The sequence below is a fragment of the Microbacterium sp. SS28 genome (assembly GCF_022761035.1).
Lineage (GTDB): Bacteria > Actinomycetota > Actinomycetes > Actinomycetales > Microbacteriaceae > Microbacterium.
In genome coordinates, this window is sequence record NZ_JAKWJP010000002.1 from 357,060 (window position 1) to 372,486 (window position 15,427).

General features: G+C 69.9%; 13 protein-coding genes. 6 read left to right on the forward strand and 7 right to left on the reverse strand.

Annotated elements, in window-relative coordinates; translation table 11 throughout:
* Both MJ607_RS07020 and MJ607_RS07025 read right to left on the reverse strand, forming a co-directional pair.
* Positions 1-1,026, reverse strand: a complete 1,026-nt coding sequence (locus MJ607_RS07020; protein WP_243074855.1) for an alanine racemase — start codon at positions 1,024-1,026, stop codon at positions 1-3.
* A complete protein-coding gene (locus tag MJ607_RS07025) occupies positions 1,023-1,739 on the reverse strand; it encodes an alanine racemase C-terminal domain-containing protein (protein ID WP_243074856.1) in 717 nt (238 codons plus the stop codon). Before MJ607_RS07025 ends, MJ607_RS07020 begins: the two co-directional genes overlap by 4 nt.
* A 46-nt stretch (positions 1,740-1,785) precedes the next feature.
* On the opposite strand from MJ607_RS07025, the gene MJ607_RS07030 reads away from it, so the two are divergent.
* Positions 1,786-2,808, forward strand: a complete 1,023-nt coding sequence (locus tag MJ607_RS07030) for a sugar-transfer associated ATP-grasp domain-containing protein (protein WP_243074857.1) — start codon at positions 1,786-1,788, stop codon at positions 2,806-2,808.
* 55 nt (positions 2,809-2,863) lie between these two features.
* On the opposite strand, the gene MJ607_RS07035 is transcribed toward MJ607_RS07030, so the two are convergent.
* The 3 genes from MJ607_RS07035 to MJ607_RS07045 form a co-directional block, all read right to left on the reverse strand.
* Positions 2,864-3,562, reverse strand: a complete 699-nt coding sequence (locus tag MJ607_RS07035; protein WP_243074858.1) for a coenzyme F420-0:L-glutamate ligase — start codon at positions 3,560-3,562, stop codon at positions 2,864-2,866.
* A complete protein-coding gene (locus MJ607_RS07040) occupies positions 3,559-4,920 on the reverse strand; it encodes an RNA polymerase sigma factor (protein WP_243074859.1) in 1,362 nt (453 codons plus the stop codon). Before MJ607_RS07040 ends, MJ607_RS07035 begins: the two co-directional genes overlap by 4 nt.
* A gap of 210 nt (positions 4,921-5,130) precedes the next feature.
* Positions 5,131-6,051 (reverse strand): proteasome assembly chaperone family protein, encoded by a 921-nt coding sequence (locus tag MJ607_RS07045; protein ID WP_243074860.1) that lies wholly within the window; start codon positions 6,049-6,051, stop codon positions 5,131-5,133.
* 348 nt (positions 6,052-6,399) lie between these two features.
* Between MJ607_RS07045 and MJ607_RS07050 the strand changes: the two genes are divergently transcribed.
* From MJ607_RS07050 to sucB, 3 genes are all read left to right on the forward strand, one after another.
* Positions 6,400-7,875 carry a leucyl aminopeptidase gene (locus MJ607_RS07050; protein ID WP_243074861.1) on the forward strand — a complete coding sequence of 492 codons (1,476 nt, stop codon included), beginning with the start codon at positions 6,400-6,402 and terminating at the stop codon, positions 7,873-7,875.
* Positions 7,872-9,245 carry a dihydrolipoyl dehydrogenase gene (gene lpdA, locus MJ607_RS07055; protein ID WP_243074862.1) on the forward strand — a complete coding sequence of 458 codons (1,374 nt, stop codon included), beginning with the start codon at positions 7,872-7,874 and terminating at the stop codon, positions 9,243-9,245. Before MJ607_RS07050 ends, lpdA begins: the two co-directional genes overlap by 4 nt.
* Before the next feature lie 65 nt (positions 9,246-9,310).
* Positions 9,311-11,050 carry a 2-oxoglutarate dehydrogenase, E2 component, dihydrolipoamide succinyltransferase gene (gene sucB, locus MJ607_RS07060; protein WP_243074863.1) on the forward strand — a complete coding sequence of 580 codons (1,740 nt, stop codon included), beginning with the start codon at positions 9,311-9,313 and terminating at the stop codon, positions 11,048-11,050.
* 12 nt (positions 11,051-11,062) lie between these two features.
* On the opposite strand, the gene MJ607_RS07065 is transcribed toward sucB, so the two are convergent.
* Positions 11,063-12,376 (reverse strand): hypothetical protein, encoded by a 1,314-nt coding sequence (locus tag MJ607_RS07065; RefSeq protein ID WP_243074864.1) that lies wholly within the window; start codon positions 12,374-12,376, stop codon positions 11,063-11,065.
* Between the two features lie 123 nt (positions 12,377-12,499).
* On the opposite strand from MJ607_RS07065, the gene MJ607_RS07070 reads away from it, so the two are divergent.
* Complete coding sequence (locus MJ607_RS07070) at positions 12,500-13,210, forward strand: DUF4191 domain-containing protein (protein ID WP_243074865.1); 711 nt, start codon at positions 12,500-12,502, stop codon at positions 13,208-13,210.
* A gap of 155 nt (positions 13,211-13,365) precedes the next feature.
* On the opposite strand, the gene MJ607_RS07075 is transcribed toward MJ607_RS07070, so the two are convergent.
* Entirely contained in the window at positions 13,366-13,758 is a 393-nt protein-coding gene (locus MJ607_RS07075; RefSeq protein ID WP_243074866.1) for an RDD family protein, read from the reverse strand.
* Positions 13,759-13,891: 133 nt separating this feature from the next.
* Between MJ607_RS07075 and glnA the strand changes: the two genes are divergently transcribed.
* The gene (gene glnA / locus MJ607_RS07080; RefSeq protein WP_243074867.1) at positions 13,892-15,316 is read left to right on the forward strand and encodes a type I glutamate--ammonia ligase; all 1,425 of its coding nucleotides are present in this window, start codon (positions 13,892-13,894) and stop codon (positions 15,314-15,316) included.
* Positions 15,317-15,427: the final 111 nt, after the last annotated feature.

Below are 15,427 nucleotides of genomic sequence, written 5' to 3' on the forward strand. Positions count from 1 at the left end.
CTAGCGGACCACGCGCGCGACGGTCGGTGCGATCCGCACGGCGATCTCCTCGCCGATCGTGCCGACCGTCTCGGCCGCATCCGTCGCGCTGAACGGCGCTCCCGCGCCCAGCATCCGCACCTCGTCGCCGATCGCGGCGCCAGGCCAGGCGTCCAGATCGCTCTCCTCGAGCCGGATCGCGCGGACGAGCGAAGCTCCTGCCGATGTCCCCGCCTCCAGGTGCCCGGCGAGCGAGGAGGGAAGTCCGTCGAGGCTTCCCGTGCCGACAGTCACGGTGTCGGTCGAGACGCGCACGACCCGGGTCACCAGGGCCGAGATCGGATGGATGCCGAGCTCCGACTCCCCCGGACCGCCCGCGGGACGGATGCCGTACGCGAACGCCCCGATCCGCACGAGGTCGTAGCGGAACTCATCCCGTGCGAAGCCTGCGGCGGAGGCCGCGAGGTGGCGCAGGCGGGGACGCAGGCCCGCCGCGCGCGCCTGGTCCCACGCCGTCTCGAAGACGGCGCGGGCCGCGTCATCCTCCTCGTGGGAGGCCTCCGCGATGTGACTCCACACGCCCACGACCTCGATCCGGCCCGCGCGCTCGAGCTCGGCGGCGCGTGCGACGACCACGGGCCATTCCTCCGGCCGCACGCCGTTGCGATGCAGTCCTGTGTCGATCTTGAGGTGCACGCGCGCGACTCCGTCGACGGCGGCGAGGTCCTCGAGGAGCACGGCGTCGCCGACGCCGACGTCGAGATCGGCGTCGACCGCCTCCTGCGCTTCGGCGGCGGAGGCGACGATCCAGACGAACACGCGCGGCGCGACGCCGAGGCGGGTCCTGACGGCGCTTCCCGTCCGCACATCGAACGCGCCGAACCACCGGACGCCCTCGGCCCAGGCGCGCTGGACGATCGTGCCGAGGCCGTGCCCATAGGCGTCGTCCTTGACGACGAGCATGTGCTCGGCGGGGGCGACGGCGCGGCGCACTGCGCGCAGATTCTCGGCGAACGCGTCGAGGTCGACGCGGAGCTCGGCTGTCATTCGACGTCCTCCCGCTGCGCGCGCAGCCCGACGGCCGTCACGAGCTCGGCCGCCGACAGCCCCGTACAGGCGACCCAGTCCGCCAGGCGCGGATCATCCGGGCCGTCGCCGAAGAACACGACCTCGTCGCCACGCGAGACATCCGCATCTCCGATGTCGACGACGCACACGTCCATCGCCACGCGGCCGACGACGGGATGCCGCGCCGCCCCGATGCGCACCGCAACGCGATCGCCGAGCGACCGGACGATGCCCTGCGCGTACCCGCCCGACACGAGCGCGACGCGCGTATCGACGGGCGCGCGGTGCGTGAAGCCGTACGAGACTCCCTCTCCCGCCCGCAGGCGCTTGACGACGAGCACGGAGCCGGAGAGCCGCATGGCCCCGATGCCGTCGGATCCCGGGAGCCCGTAAACCTCGTCGGGATCGAGTGACGCCTCGCCCGCGCCGCGCACAGCCGCGCCGGGCAGCTCCGCCTCGAGCGCCTCCCGGTCGGCCTCGTCGACGACGAACGCGTCCACGCCTGCCGCCAGAAGCGTGCGCGAGACGCCGCGCGCACCGTGCCCCCACGCGTCGTGGCGGAGGTCCGCGACGGCGAACTCCCCGTCCGAGCGCAGAAGGAGAGCTTCGACGTTCGCACGCAGCGCACGGTGGTCGATGCGGGCTACGGGAGCGCTGCGCCGGAGCACCGTCATCCGATCGCCCGAAGTCACGCCGTCTAGACTAACGGGGTCCCCCGTTCCCTACCCTGGAGCCCGCATGCCTCGGAAGGGCCTCGGCCTTGCGCCCCGCCTTCGCTATCTCGCCGGACGCGCCCGTCGCATCGATGTCGGCTCCGTCGTCGTGCGCGCCAAGGAGGCGTCCCACCAGCACGACAAATGGACGCCGGCGATCGTGGTGGACATGCTGTGGCAGGCGGGATTCCGCAACGTCGGCTTCCAGGACTACATCGACTACGACTTCGCGATCCTGAACGCCGCCGAGCGCGCGACGTACATGACGCATCCCGTGTCGAACCAGCTCTCGCAGAAGTACGACCACCCCGACTTCCGCGGGCTCTTCCAGGACAAGATCGAATTCGACCGCGTCTTCAGCGAGCACCTGCACCGCGAGTGGATGGTCGTCGAGGCGGGCAACGCCGACGCCGTGCGGGACTTCGCACAGCGCCTCGGCACGATCGTCACGAAGGAGCCCGTGGGACAGGCCGGAACCGGCGTGCACCGCTACCACGCGGCCGAGATCGAGGATTGGGATGCCTTCCACGAGGGGCTGCTCGCGCGCGGCGAGCTGCTCATCGAAGAGGTGATCGCGCAGCACGCCGACCTCGCGGCCGTGTGCCCCGGGACGGTCAACACGACGCGCGTGACGGCCTTCTTCGACGGCGAGAAGACGCACATCCTCGCGATCGCCCAGAAGTTCGGCCGCGGCGCCGTGAGCGACCAGATGACCTACGGCGGCTTCTACACGATGCTCGACGACGAGGGCCGCTCACGCGGCAAGGGCTACGACTCGCACGAGAACATCCACGAGTACCACCCCGAGTCGGGCGTGAAGATCGCCGACTTCCGGCTGCCGCTGATGGACGAGGTCGTCGCGTTCGTCGACCGTGTCGCGCGCGTCGTGCCCCAGGTGCAGTACGTCGGCTGGGACATCGTCGTGACGCCGACGGGCCCTGTCCTCGTCGAGGGCAACTGGGCAGCCGGCGTCTACGAGAACAAGCCGAGCGCCACCGGCATCCGGACCGGCCACAAGCCCCGCTACCAGGCCGCCATCGGGTTCTGACGCGTGCAAAAGGCCCGGGCTCCCCATCGGGGGCCCGGGCCTTCTCGCAATCAGGTCAGGAGGCGCGGACGACGCCGAGCGGCGTCGACTGGTGCCCCTGGCCGAGCGGGTTGTCGCGCAGGATCGCCACGAGTCGCTTCTCGGCGTCCTTCGAGAGGGTCGAGCCCAGGATGTTCCCGCCGATGTCGTTGATGTCGACGACGGCCACCTCGGGGACTCCGCCCAGGAGCCCCTTGAGCCGCTGCGCGACCTCGCGCGGACGGTCGGGTCCGAGCACGACGGCCTTGTTGTACGGCGGGATCGTGCCGCTCGTGGGACCGTCGATCGCACGCGCCTTGTCGCCCGCGATGCGGTAGAAGTCACCACGGCGCCCGAACAGCTTCGTGACGGCCGAGACGGACGCCGCGAAGAGGATGCGGATCGTGCCGCACTCGCGCAGCGCCATCTCCATCGTCTCCGGCATGCCGAGGCCGATGCCGTACGGCGTCTTGACGACGTACTTCGAGAGGAAGAACGCGAGACGGCGCGGCTTGATCGAGTCGATCGGGAACGATCGGCCCTGTGTGATCGCGACGATCTTCTCGGTCACGAACAGCGTGTCGCCCGGCTTGACGACATCCGTCGCGTACTCCTTGATGAAGGCGTCGAGGTCGTCACCGGGCATGACGACGCGCGTCTTGATCGGAATGCGGGCGTAGCTCGCTCCCTCGAGGTCGACGGTCAGCGCCTTGCCGGCGTTGGCCTCACCCGTCATTCGAGGTAGTCCCGCAGCGACTGCGAGCGGGACGGATGCCGCAGCTTCGCCATCGTCTTCGACTCGATCTGGCGGATGCGCTCACGCGTCACGCCGAACGTGTCCCCGATCTGGTCGAGCGTCTTGGGCTGTCCGTCGCCGAGACCGAAGCGCATGCGGATGACGCCCGCCTCGCGCTCGGAGAGCGAGTCGAGGAGCGACTCGAGCTGACGCTGCAGCATCGTGAAGCCCACGGCGTCCGCGGGCACGACAGCCTCGGTGTCCTCGATGAGGTCGCCGAACTCGCTGTCGCCGTCCTCGCCGAGCGGAGTGTGCAGCGAGATCGGCTCACGGCCGTACTTCTGCACCTCGATGACCTTCTCGGGGGTCATGTCGAGCTCGCGGCTCAGCTCTTCCGGCGTGGGTTCGCGACCGAGGTCCTGCAGCATCTGGCGCTGGACGCGCGCGAGCTTGTTGATGACCTCGACCATGTGGACCGGGATGCGGATCGTGCGGGCCTGGTCCGCCATCGCGCGCGTGATCGCCTGGCGGATCCACCACGTCGCGTACGTGGAGAACTTGAAGCCCTTGGTGTAGTCGAACTTCTCGACGGCGCGGATCAGACCGAGGTTGCCCTCCTGGATGAGATCCAGGAACTGCATGCCGCGGCCCGTGTAGCGCTTGGCGAGCGAGACGACGAGGCGGAGGTTGGCGCCCAGCAGGTGGGACTTGGCGCGCTGGCCGTCGCGGGCGACCCACTGCAGGTCGAGGCCCAGCTGGTTCGACTTCTCGGCCGCCGTCATGTGCGAGAGCTTCTCTTCGGCGAACAGGCCCGCCTCGATGCGCATCGCGAGCTCGACCTCTTCGGCCGCGTTCAGGAGCGGCACCTTGCCGATCTGCTTCAGGTAGTCCTTGACCGGGTCGGCCGTCGCGCCCGTGATCATGGTCGAGTAGACGGGGACGTCGTCCTCGTCGGTCGTCGAGATGACGATCGCGCCGGTCGGGAGCGGCTCGGAGAACGCGGGAGCCTTGCCCTCCTCGTCCTCCTCGTCCTCGGCGGAGTCGGCTTCGCCCTCGGCGTCGCCGGCCGCGGGGGCCTTGGTGCGCGCCGTCTTGGCCGCGGGCGTCTCGTCGTCGCTGTCGTCCTCGATCGCCACGTCGTCGTCGAGTTCGACCTCGTCGTCGATCTCTTCGGACTCGTCGGGATCGGCGCTCTTGCTCGCCTTGGCCTTCGAGGCGCGCGCGGGCGCGGCCTTCGCCGGAGCCTTGGGCGCGGTGCGCTTGGCCGCGGGCTTCTTCTCCACAGCCTCGGCCGGAGCCTCGGCCTCCGTGGCCTTCGACGCTCGGGCTTTGGGTGTCGTGTTCGTGCTCAAGGTCACGTTTCGCCTCTCATCGGGTGGAGCGCGTCCCGCGCTCCCCGATCGAATTCGGACACTAGTAAGACCCTTGTCAAGTCCCCAGCCCGGCGAGCAGTGCTCGCGGACCGCGATGACAACGGGTCAGATCATCTATTGTCTCACACTCGCCGCGTGCAAACGGCGGAAGCGGACATAGGTGTCCAAGGCGGCGGGACCGAGCGTGATTCCCGTTCAGGGGCGCTTGTCTTCGTCTCCCGACGGTCGCGACGCGAGGAACCGCTCGAGCTCGGCGGCGAGCTCATCGGCGCTGGGAAGGTCGCCCGCGTGGATGATCGGCGTCGCGAGCGTCGACCCCGCCATGTAGGAGTCGTACCGCTCTTCGAGCCCCTGCACCATGCGCGAGAGCTCATCGCTCCCGGCGACCTGCTCCTCGACCTTGGTGAGGTACTCGCGGTTCTGCTCGCGCAGGTCGTCGCCCGAGAACACGAGGCCCGTCGCGACGGTGATGCTGTCGAGTGCGGCGAGCGTCGACGCGGGGTACTCCGTGTCGCCGAGGTAGTGCGGGACGAGGAGGACGAATCCGGCGATCGCGAAACCCGCCTCCGAGAGGCGGTACTCGATGAGGTGCCCCGCCGTCGCGGGAACCTGCGTGTGCGGCTGCCAGACCGAGTGCGCCGCCGTGAGGTCGGTGCGGGTACCGCTCACCGTCGTGCCGATGGGGCGCGTGTGGGGCACGGGCATGGGGATGGAGTGCACCCACGTCACCGTGGAGACGGCGAACGACTTCGCGAACTCGACGACGGCGGCGGCGAAGCCGTCCCAGGCGAAGTCCGGCTCGTAGCCTGCGAGGACGAGGAACGGCTGCCCCTGCGAATCGTGCGCGAGGGAGAGCTCGAGCCGCGGCGGGCGGTAGTCGGTCAGGTGATCCTGGTCGAACGAGATGACGGGACGACGCGCGCGGTAGTCGAGCAGCACGTCGTTCGAGAAGACGACGAGCGGAGTCGGATCCAGTTCGTCGCGCACGTAGTCGACAAGCCCGCTCACCGCGGAGCCCGCATCGGTGAACCCGGTCAGAGCGATGACCAGCGGAAGCCCCGACGGCGCCGGCGGAGCCGACGCGGCGCGCTCGAAGAGGGGTGCGGAGAGGGGCATGGGTCCATGCTACGAGCCACATCCGACGGCGGGGCCACCAGCATCCCGCTGACAGCGAACACCGACCGGAACCGCGACCCCGCCGGCTGTGCCGAAGGCGGAGCGTATCGAAACCCGCCGGGTTGAGTGGCCCCGCCGAAGGCGGAGCGTATCGAAACCCGCCGGGTTGAGTAGCCCCGCCGAAGGCGGAGCGTATCGAAACCCGCCGGGTTGAGTGGCCCCGCCGAAGGCGGAGCGTATCGAAACCCGCCGGGTTGAGTAGCCCCGCCGAAGGCGGAGCGTATCGAAACCCGCCGGGTTGAGTGGCCCCGCCGAAGGCGGAGCGTATCGAAACCTAGGATGGTCTCCATGTCGTATCCCGACCTCGAGTACCGATCCGATCCGATCCGCGAGACCGACGCCGACGCCGTGCTCCTCGCACTGCCTCCGCTCGACAAGGACGATTCCCCCGCACTCGACGATTGGCCGGGACTGCGGGAGGCGCTCCTCGCGACCGGATTCACCGGGTCGCCCTCGTCGTTCCAGCGCGTCTATGCGCCCGAGAGCACGACGCTTCCGCTCGCGGTCGTGGGCACGGGAGCGAAGCCGGATGCCGCGGCCGTGCGCGACGCCGTAGGCGCCGGCATCCGCACCCTCACGGGTTTCGCGACGGTCGCGGTCGGGCTGCCCGCCGCCGACGAGCTGTGGGTCGCCGCTGCGGAGGGCGCCACCCTCGGCGGCTACCGCTTCGACGGCTACAAGTCGGAGGCGCCCCGATCCCGCGCGACCCTCGTGCGCGTGCACGGCGCACAGGATGCCGATGCCGGCGCCGTCTCGGCCGTGGAGGCGACCGCGTCCGCGGTCGCACTCGTGAAGGACCTCGTGTCGATCCCGGCCGAATGGCTCGGGCCCGCCGACTTCGCGGACCGTGCCGCGGCGAGCGTCGCGGACCTGCCTGTGACGGTCGAGGTGCTCGACGAGGCGGCGCTGGCTGCCGGCGGCTACGGCGGGATCCTCGGGGTCGGCCAGGGTTCGGACCGCCCGCCGCGCCTCGTGCGACTCGACTACGCGCCCGAGGCCGCGACTCGTCACATCTCGCTCGTCGGCAAGGGCATCACGTTCGACACCGGCGGCCTCTCGCTCAAGCCCGCCGCGAGCATGGTCGGCATGAAGTACGACATGTGCGGAGCCGCGACGGCTCTCGCGGTGCTCCGTGCCGTCGCGACGCTCGAGCTGCCCGTGCATGTGACCGCGTGGCTCTGCATCGCCGACAACATGCCCTCGGGTCGCGCGACGCGCCCGGGCGACGTCCTCCGGATGCTCGACGGGACGACGGTCGAGGTGCTCAACACCGATGCCGAGGGGCGTCTCGTCCTCGCCGACGGGCTCGTCGCGGCCAGCCGCGAGCATCCCGATGTCCTGATCGACGTCGCGACGCTGACCGGCGCCATCACGGTCGCCCTCGGCACGCGGCACGCCGGCGTCATGGGCGACGAGGACGCCGTCTCGCGGTACCTGTCGGCCGCCGACGACGTCGACGAGCTCGCGTGGCGGCTGCCGCTCCCCGCGCACATGAACGACGACCTCGACTCCCCGATCGCCGACCTCGTCAACGCCAAAATCGGCGACCCTGCGGGCGGATCCCTGTTCGCGGGACTCTTCCTGCAGCGGTTCGTCGGACGGACGTCGGATGATGCCTCGGCGCCTCGGATCCCCTGGGTCCACCTCGACATCGCGGGCGTCGGCATGAACAAGGGCGGCGGATTCGGCTTCACCGACAAGGGCCCGACGGCCGCGACGGTCCGCTCGCTCGTCCGCTTCATCGAGAAGGAGTCGGCGCGATGACCGATCACGCTTTCGACGTCGTCGTGCTCGGCGGCGGCAGCGGCGGATACGCCGCGGCGCTGCGCGCGGCCGAGCTCGGCAAGTCCGTCGCCCTGGTCGAGAAGGACAAGGTAGGCGGCACGTGCCTGCACCGCGGCTGCATTCCCACGAAGGCGCTGCTGCACGCTGCGGAAGTGGCCGACACGGCGCGTGAAGCCGCATCCATCGGCGTCCGTGCGACCTTCGAGTCCATCGACCCCGACGGCGTGCGCGCGTACCGCGAGGGCATCGTCGCGAAGAAGTTCAAGGGCCTCGAGGGTCTCGTCAAGGCGCGCAAGATCACGGTCGTCTCCGGTGAGGGACGCCTCGAGGCGGACCGCGCCGTGCGCGTCGGCGACGATCGCTACGTGGGCACGGATGTCGTCCTCGCGACGGGCTCGTACAGCCGGACGCTGCCCGGGCTCGAGATCGGCGGGCGCGTCCTGACGAGCGAGCAGGCGCTCGACCTCGCCGAGGTCCCGCGCCGCGTCGTCGTCCTCGGCGGCGGCGTGATCGGCGTCGAGTTCGCGAGCGTGTGGCGCTCGTTCGGGGCCGAGGTCACGATCGTCGAGGCGCTCGATCATCTCGTCCCTGTCGAAGACCCGTCGCTCAGCAAGGCCCTCGAGCGCGCATTCCGCCGGCGCGGGATCGCCTACTCGCTCGGCGTGCGCTTCTCGCAGGTCACTCAGACGACGGATGCCGTCACCGTGACGCTCGAGGACGGGAAGGTCTTCGAGGCCGACTACCTGCTCGTGGCCGTCGGCCGGGGCCCCGCCACCGCGGGGCTCGGATACGAAGAGGCCGGGGTCGCGCTGGACCGCGGCTTCGTCACGACCGACGACGCGCTGCGGACCTCTGTCGAGCACGTCTGGGCCGTCGGCGACATCGTGCCGGGCCCGCAGCTCGCGCACCGCGGATTCCAGCAGGGCATCTTCGTCGCGGAGAAGATCGCGGGGCTGTCCCCCGTCACCGTCCTCGACACGCAGATTCCCAAGGTCACCTACTCGCGCCCCGAGGTCGCCTCGGTAGGACTCACGCAGCCGCAGGCGGAAGCCGCCCACGGCGCCGAGGAGATCGTCGCGTACGAGTACAACCTCGCCGGCAACGGCAAGAGCGAGATCCTCGGGACCTCGGGCCTGGTCAAGGTCGTGCGACGCAAGGACGGACCCGTCCTCGGCGTCCACCTCGTCGGAGATCGGGTCGGCGAGCTCATCACCGAGGGGCAGCTCGCCGTCGGCTGGGAGGCACACCCGGAAGACATCGCACCCTTCCTCCACGCCCACCCGACGCAGAGCGAAGCGCTGGGCGAGGCCTTCCTCGCGCTCGCGGGCAAACCGCTGCACGCCCTGTGAACTCCGACCCGCACACCGCATCACTAAGCTAGACACGACATCTGCATCTATAAGGAGACAGTCCCATGAGCACTTCCGTGGTCCTCCCCGCGCTCGGTGAGAGCGTCACCGAGGGAACGGTCACCCGCTGGCTCAAGAAGGTCGGAGACACCGTTCAGGCGGACGAGGGACTTCTCGAGATCTCCACGGACAAGGTCGACACCGAGATCCCGTCGCCCGTGAGCGGCGTCATCGAGGAGATCCTGGTCCAGGAGGACGAGACCGTCGAGGTCGGCGCGATCCTCGCGAAGATCGGCGACGGCTCGGCCGCGCCGGCCGCCGCGCCCGCGCCTGAGGCAGCTGCCGCACCGGTTCCCGCCGAAGCGCCCGCCGAGCCCGCCCCGGCCGCCGAAGCCCCGGCCCCCGCGCCCGCTGAAGCCGCACCCGCACCCGCCGCTGCTGCGCCCGCCACCTCCGGCGGCAAGGAGGTCGTCCTCCCCGAGCTCGGCGAGAGCGTCACCGAGGGCACCGTGACCCGCTGGCTCAAGCAGGTCGGCGACCAGGTCGAGACGGACGAGCCCCTGCTCGAGATCTCGACCGACAAGGTCGACACCGAGATCCCCTCGCCGTTCAGCGGCGTGCTGCAGGAGATCCTCGTCGCCGAGGACGAGACGGTCGCCGTCGGCGCCGTCCTCGCCCGTGTCGGCGACGCCGCCGCTGCTCCCGCCGCAGCCCCCGCGCCGGCTGAGCCCGCTCCGGCACCCGCAGCCCCCGCACCCGCGGCGGCTCCCGCGGCTCCCGCGCCCGCTGCCGCCCCGGCCCCCGAGCCTGCTGCAGCTCCGGCTCCGGAGGCTCCCGCTGCCGCGGCTCCGGCTCCCGCTGCTCCCGCCGCGGCCGCCCCCGCAGCGGAGGAGGCCGACGGCCCGACGTATGTCACGCCGCTCGTGCGCCGCCTGGCGCAGCAGCAGGGCGTCGACCTCTCCGCCGTCGCAGGAACCGGCGTCGGTGGACGCATCCGCAAGGAGGACGTCCTCAAGGCCGCCGAGGCACCCGCACCCGCCGCTCCTGCCGCCGCAGCCCCGGCCGCTGCTCCCGCGCTCGAGGTCTCGCCGCTGCGCGGCACGACCCAGCCGATGTCGCGACTGCGCAAGGTGATCGCCGAGCGCGCCGTCGCCTCGATGCAGGCCACGGCTCAGCTGACGACCGTCGTCGAGGTCGACGTGACGCGGCTCGCCGGGTTCCGCGACAAGGTCAAGGCGGAGTTCCAGTCCAAGACGGGCGACAAGCTGTCGTTCCTCCCGTTCTTCGCCATCGCGGCTGTCGAGGCGCTCCAGGCGTTCCCGATCATCAACGCGACGGTCGACGGCAGCGACATCGTCTTCCCCGCGGCCGAGAACATCTCGATCGCCGTCGACACGGAACGCGGCCTCCTCACCCCCGTGGTGAAGAACGCGGCCGGCAAGAACCTCGCGCAGTTCGCGCGCGAGATCGCCGACCTGGCCGCACGCACGCGCGACAACAAGCTGAAGCCGGACGAGCTCGCGGGCGGCACGTTCACGCTCACGAACACAGGCTCGCGCGGTGCGCTGTTCGACACCCCGATCGTGTTCCTGCCGCAGTCGGCGATCCTCGGCCTCGGCGCCGTGGTCAAGAAGCCGGGCGTCGTGACGGTGGACGGCAAGGACGCGATCTCGGTCCGCTCCTACGTGTACCTCGCACTCTCGTACGATCACCGCATCATCGACGGTGCCGACGCGGCCCGCTTCCTGGGTGCCGTGAAGGCTCGCCTCGAGGCCGCGGAGTTCGAACCGCAGCTCGGCTACTAGCCCGCAGCTCGATCACGATGGCTGATCCGCGACGTCCATGACGTCGCGGATCAGCCATTCGTCGTCTCGGAGGACGATGACGACGAGCTGCGCGCCGCCGGCCTCATCGACCGAGGTGACGCGGAGGACGGCCGCACCGCCGAAGTCGTCGATGAGCGTGATCCGACGTCGCATCGGCGCAGTGTCGACCGGTCCCGCGGCGATCGGCTTGCCCGGCTCCTCGATGATCCCGGCGAGGCAGGCGTCGTCCTGGGCGCAGGCTGCGCGGGCCACCAAGAGGGCATCGAGCACGCCCTCGAGCCCGGCGGGCGCGGCATCCGTCGTCGCAGGATCGGCTTCTGCGGGAGGCTCCACGGGAGCGGGCGTCTGAGCCGGCGTCGCCGACCACTCAACGGTCGCCGACGCCGCGGGCTCGGCCGTCGCGGGTCCGCCGGCGGGCCACAGCATTCCGCCCGCCACGATGACGCCGGCCGCGAGGCTCGCCACGACGATCGGACGCCGGCGCTGCGGCGTGCGCACGCGGGTGAAGCGCCGCCACACGGCTGTCGTGGCCTGCGAGAAGGCATCCGCGAGGTCAGCGTCGACGTGGCGCGCGAGCCGGCCCAGGATCGTGCGCGTCTCCTCCGGCTCGTCGGCGAAAGTCTCGCGCGAGCCGGCCGTCGGACCGTCGATCCTCGCCGCGCGCGCCCTGCGAGGCGTGAGCACCGTCGTCGCGAGCGGCTCGGGAGCGGCGGTCTCGAACAGCTGAGCCTCGAGGCGGGGCAGGTTGCGCGCGAGGCGCGTGCCGTCGCTGATCGACTCGGTGATCTCGGCGAGCGTCGCAGCCAGCGCGCCGGACGCCGCATCGGCGACGACGTGGACGAGCTCGGACGTCAGTTCGCCCAGGGGCCGGCCCGCATCGACGAACGCGAAGACCGGCATCCCTCCCTCGCTCAGCCACCACTCCCCGCGGCTGTCGAGTCCCTCGGGCAGCCCCGTGCTCGCGCAGGAGCCGCGGAGCATGCTCACCGCCAGAGTCAGCCGCTCGCCGTCGCTGAGCGGTGCGTCTTCGCGCCGTCGGAGAAAGTCCGCGAGCCTCTCGCTGCACGGTGCCATCGCCGCGTAATGGCCGTCGCGATGGCGGACGAGGTCGAGCGGCACGAGCAGGTGCCCGTCGGCGGGGGCGATCCATCCCGGCCACGCATCCCCGAGCGACTCCGCCTCCACGAGCAGCACCGTGCCGCTCGCCTCGCTGTGAGCGAGCACTCCCGGCCATGGGGTCTCCGCCGTGGAGTCGAGGCGTCGGATGATCCGGTAGGCGTCGAGAAGAGGATCGTGGGCAGGCACGCCGCCAGTCTCGGGGTGCTGCCGCGCCCCCGACGTCGAAGCTTCACATCTGGGGACTGGCGCAGCTCTCCTCGTGCCTGTGCAGGAGCGGTCGGCGGGCCGCCCGAAAGGTAGTCTGGTGGTATGTCCGGCCGATCGACCGCACCCGAGAAGCGCCCTGGCTTCTTCCGGCAGCTGCGCACCCTTTACACGTTCACCCAGAAGGCCTTCCGCTGGCTGCCCTGGCTGCTCGTGGCAATCTTCGTCCTCTCGATCGGCGCAGGCGTCGCCGTCGGCTTCGCGATCCCGCCCGTCCAGTGGTGGAGCATCGTGCTGTGGGGCGTCACCGGCCTCATGCTCGGCATCCTCGCGTCGCTCATGACGATGACGCGCCTGTCCACGAGCGCCATGTACAAGCAGATCGACGGGATGCCGGGTGCCGCCGGGCACGTCCTGTCGTCGTCGCTCGGCCGCAACTGGACCGCGAGCGACATGCCCGTGGGCGTCAACCCGAAGACCCAGGACGCCGTCTATCGCGTCATCGGCCGCGGTGGCGTCGTCATCGTGGCGGAGGGCGCACGCGGCCGACTGACGCGCCTCGTCAACGACGAGCGCTCGAAGGTGCAGCGCGTGGCGGCAGGCGTGCCGGTCACGGTCATCTACGTCGGCCACGGTGAGGGCGACGTGTCGATCAACAAGCTCGCGCCGACGATCAAGGCCCTTCCGAAGAAGATCGACCGCTCGACGCAGTCGGCCGTCATCAAGCGCGTCGAGTCGGTGTCGCAGTCTCTCGCGTCGCTTCCCATCCCGAAGGGCATCGATCCTTCGAAGGCGCGCGCACCGCGCCCTCGCTGAGCTCACGCACGCAGTCGGCCGGGCCGATCCGCGACGGTCCCCACGACCGGACGAGGACCGTCCCGGCCGCTCTTTCGCGTCGACCGGTCGAGTCGCTCCGACGACAGATCGAGTTGGGCGCGAAGCGCCCGTATCGAGATCCGTGGCCTCCGGCGCTACGACCTGATCAGAACGGTCCCGGCTGCCTTATCGTGCAGCCCGCGCTGATCGGCATCCCAGACGACCGCGGGGATCACCACGATCAGCAGGGCCGTGCGCACGATCGGCCGCCAGAGGCCGGCCCACGCGCCGTCCACTCGCACCAGACGCAGGCCGAAGATGCGGTGGCCGGGGCTCCCCTGCAGCGTCGGCAGGAAGGCGATCTGGATGATCGCGAAGATCGCGAGGATCGCGAGTGCGTCCCATCCCCAGAAGCCCGAGATGAGGTACGCGGCGCCGTAGTCGAGACACAGCGCACCGATGCGGCGACCGACGCGGGCGATGGAGCCTCGCCCTTCACGGGGCAGAGCAAGTCGCTCTCCGGGGTAGGTCTCGCCAGTCTGCGTCACGGCACAAGCGTACCCAGCGTCGCGTAACATGCCTGAAACATTGGTGTCACTGCAGGGCAATCCCCTCCCGGTACCGTTCAGGGGAGCCGCTGTGACGCGGTCTTTCCCGAAGTCCTACCTCCCTGGAGCCTGAATGTTCAACAATTCCTCCGAGGTGCTGAAGTTCATCAAGGACGAGGACGTCAAGTTCCTCGACATCCGGTTCACGGACCTTCCTGGTGTCCAGCAGCACTTCAACATCCCCGCGTCGACGGTCGACGAGGAGTTCTTCACCGTCGGTCAGCTCTTCGACGGCTCCTCGATCCGCGGCTTCGCGAACATTCACGAGTCGGACATGCAGCTGATCCCGGACGTCTCGACGGCGTACCTCGATCAGTTCCGCGAGGCGAAGACGCTCATCATGATCTTCGACATCTACAACCCGCGCAACGGCGAGATTTACCACAAGGACCCGCGTCAGGTCGCGAAGAAGGCTGAGAAGTACCTCGCCTCGACCGGCATCGCCGACACGGCGTACTTCGCCCCCGAGGCCGAGTTCTACATCTTCGACGACGTCCGCTTCGAAGTGAAGCAGAACTCGAGCTTCTACTCGGTCGACTCCGAGGAAGGCGCGTGGAACTCGGGTCGCGCCGAAGACGGCGGCAACCTGGCCAACAAGACGCCCTACAAGGGCGGCTACTTCCCGGTGTCCCCCGTGGACAAGACCGCCGATCTGCGCGATGACATCACGCTGAAGCTGATCGAGGCGGGCTTCACCCTCGAGCGCTCGCACCACGAGGTCGGCACGGGCGGCCAGCAGGAGATCAACTACCGCTTCGACACGATGCTGCACGCGGCCGACGACATCCTGAAGTTCAAGTACATCGTCAAGAACACCTCCGAGCAGTGGGGCAAGTCGGCGACGTTCATGCCGAAGCCGCTGTTCGGCGACAACGGCTCGGGCATGCATGTGCACCAGTCGCTGTGGCTCGACGGCAAGCCGCTGTTCTATGACGAGAAGGGCTACGGCGGCCTGTCGGACCTCGCTCGCTGGTACATCGGCGGACTGCTGGCCCACGCTCCCGCGGTGCTCGCGTTCACCAACCCGACGATCAACTCGTACAAGCGTCTGGTCAAGGGCTTCGAAGCCCCCGTGAACCTCGTCTACTCGGCGGGCAACCGCTCGGCGGCGATCCGCATCCCGATCACGGGCAGCAACCCCAAGGCCAAGCGTCTCGAGTTCCGCGCTCCGGATGCCTCGGGCAACCCCTACCTCGCCTTCGCGGCGCAGCTCATGGCGGGCCTCGACGGCATCAAGAACCGCATCGAGCCCCACGAGCCGGTCGACAAGGACCTCTACGAGCTGCCGCCCGAGGAGGCGAAGGGAATCCCCCAGGTTCCGAACTCGCTGCAGGACTCGCTCGACGCGCTCGCGGCCGACCACCAGTTCCTCCTCGAGGGCGGCGTCTTCACGCCCGAGCTCATCGAGACCTGGATCGACTACAAGATCGAGAACGAGATCAAGCCGATCGCGCAGCGACCGCACCCGTTCGAGTTCGAGCTGTACTACGGCGTCTGATCCAAACTGCAACTGACCAGGGGATCTTGTTCGACTGAGAACGGCTCCGACCGCACTCAGTCCACAGAATTCCGGCTCCACTGAAAGGGGGCGGCTCTCCCGTGTTCGCGG

Coding starts and splice junctions, on each gene's coding strand:
- MJ607_RS07020 (WP_243074855.1), bottom strand. CDS start 1,026: ATGACAGCCGAGCTCCGCGTCGACCTCGACGCGTTCGCCGAGAATCTG.
- sucB (WP_243074863.1), top strand. CDS start 9,311: ATGAGCACTTCCGTGGTCCTCCCCGCGCTCGGTGAGAGCGTCACCGAG.
- MJ607_RS07030 (WP_243074857.1), top strand. CDS start 1,786: ATGCCTCGGAAGGGCCTCGGCCTTGCGCCCCGCCTTCGCTATCTCGCC.
- MJ607_RS07070 (WP_243074865.1), top strand. CDS start 12,500: ATGTCCGGCCGATCGACCGCACCCGAGAAGCGCCCTGGCTTCTTCCGG.
- MJ607_RS07045 (WP_243074860.1), bottom strand. CDS start 6,051: ATGCCCCTCTCCGCACCCCTCTTCGAGCGCGCCGCGTCGGCTCCGCCG.
- lpdA (WP_243074862.1), top strand. CDS start 7,872: ATGACCGATCACGCTTTCGACGTCGTCGTGCTCGGCGGCGGCAGCGGC.
- MJ607_RS07050 (WP_243074861.1), top strand. CDS start 6,400: ATGTCGTATCCCGACCTCGAGTACCGATCCGATCCGATCCGCGAGACC.
- glnA (WP_243074867.1), top strand. CDS start 13,892: ATGTTCAACAATTCCTCCGAGGTGCTGAAGTTCATCAAGGACGAGGAC.
- MJ607_RS07035 (WP_243074858.1), bottom strand. CDS start 3,562: ATGACGGGTGAGGCCAACGCCGGCAAGGCGCTGACCGTCGACCTCGAG.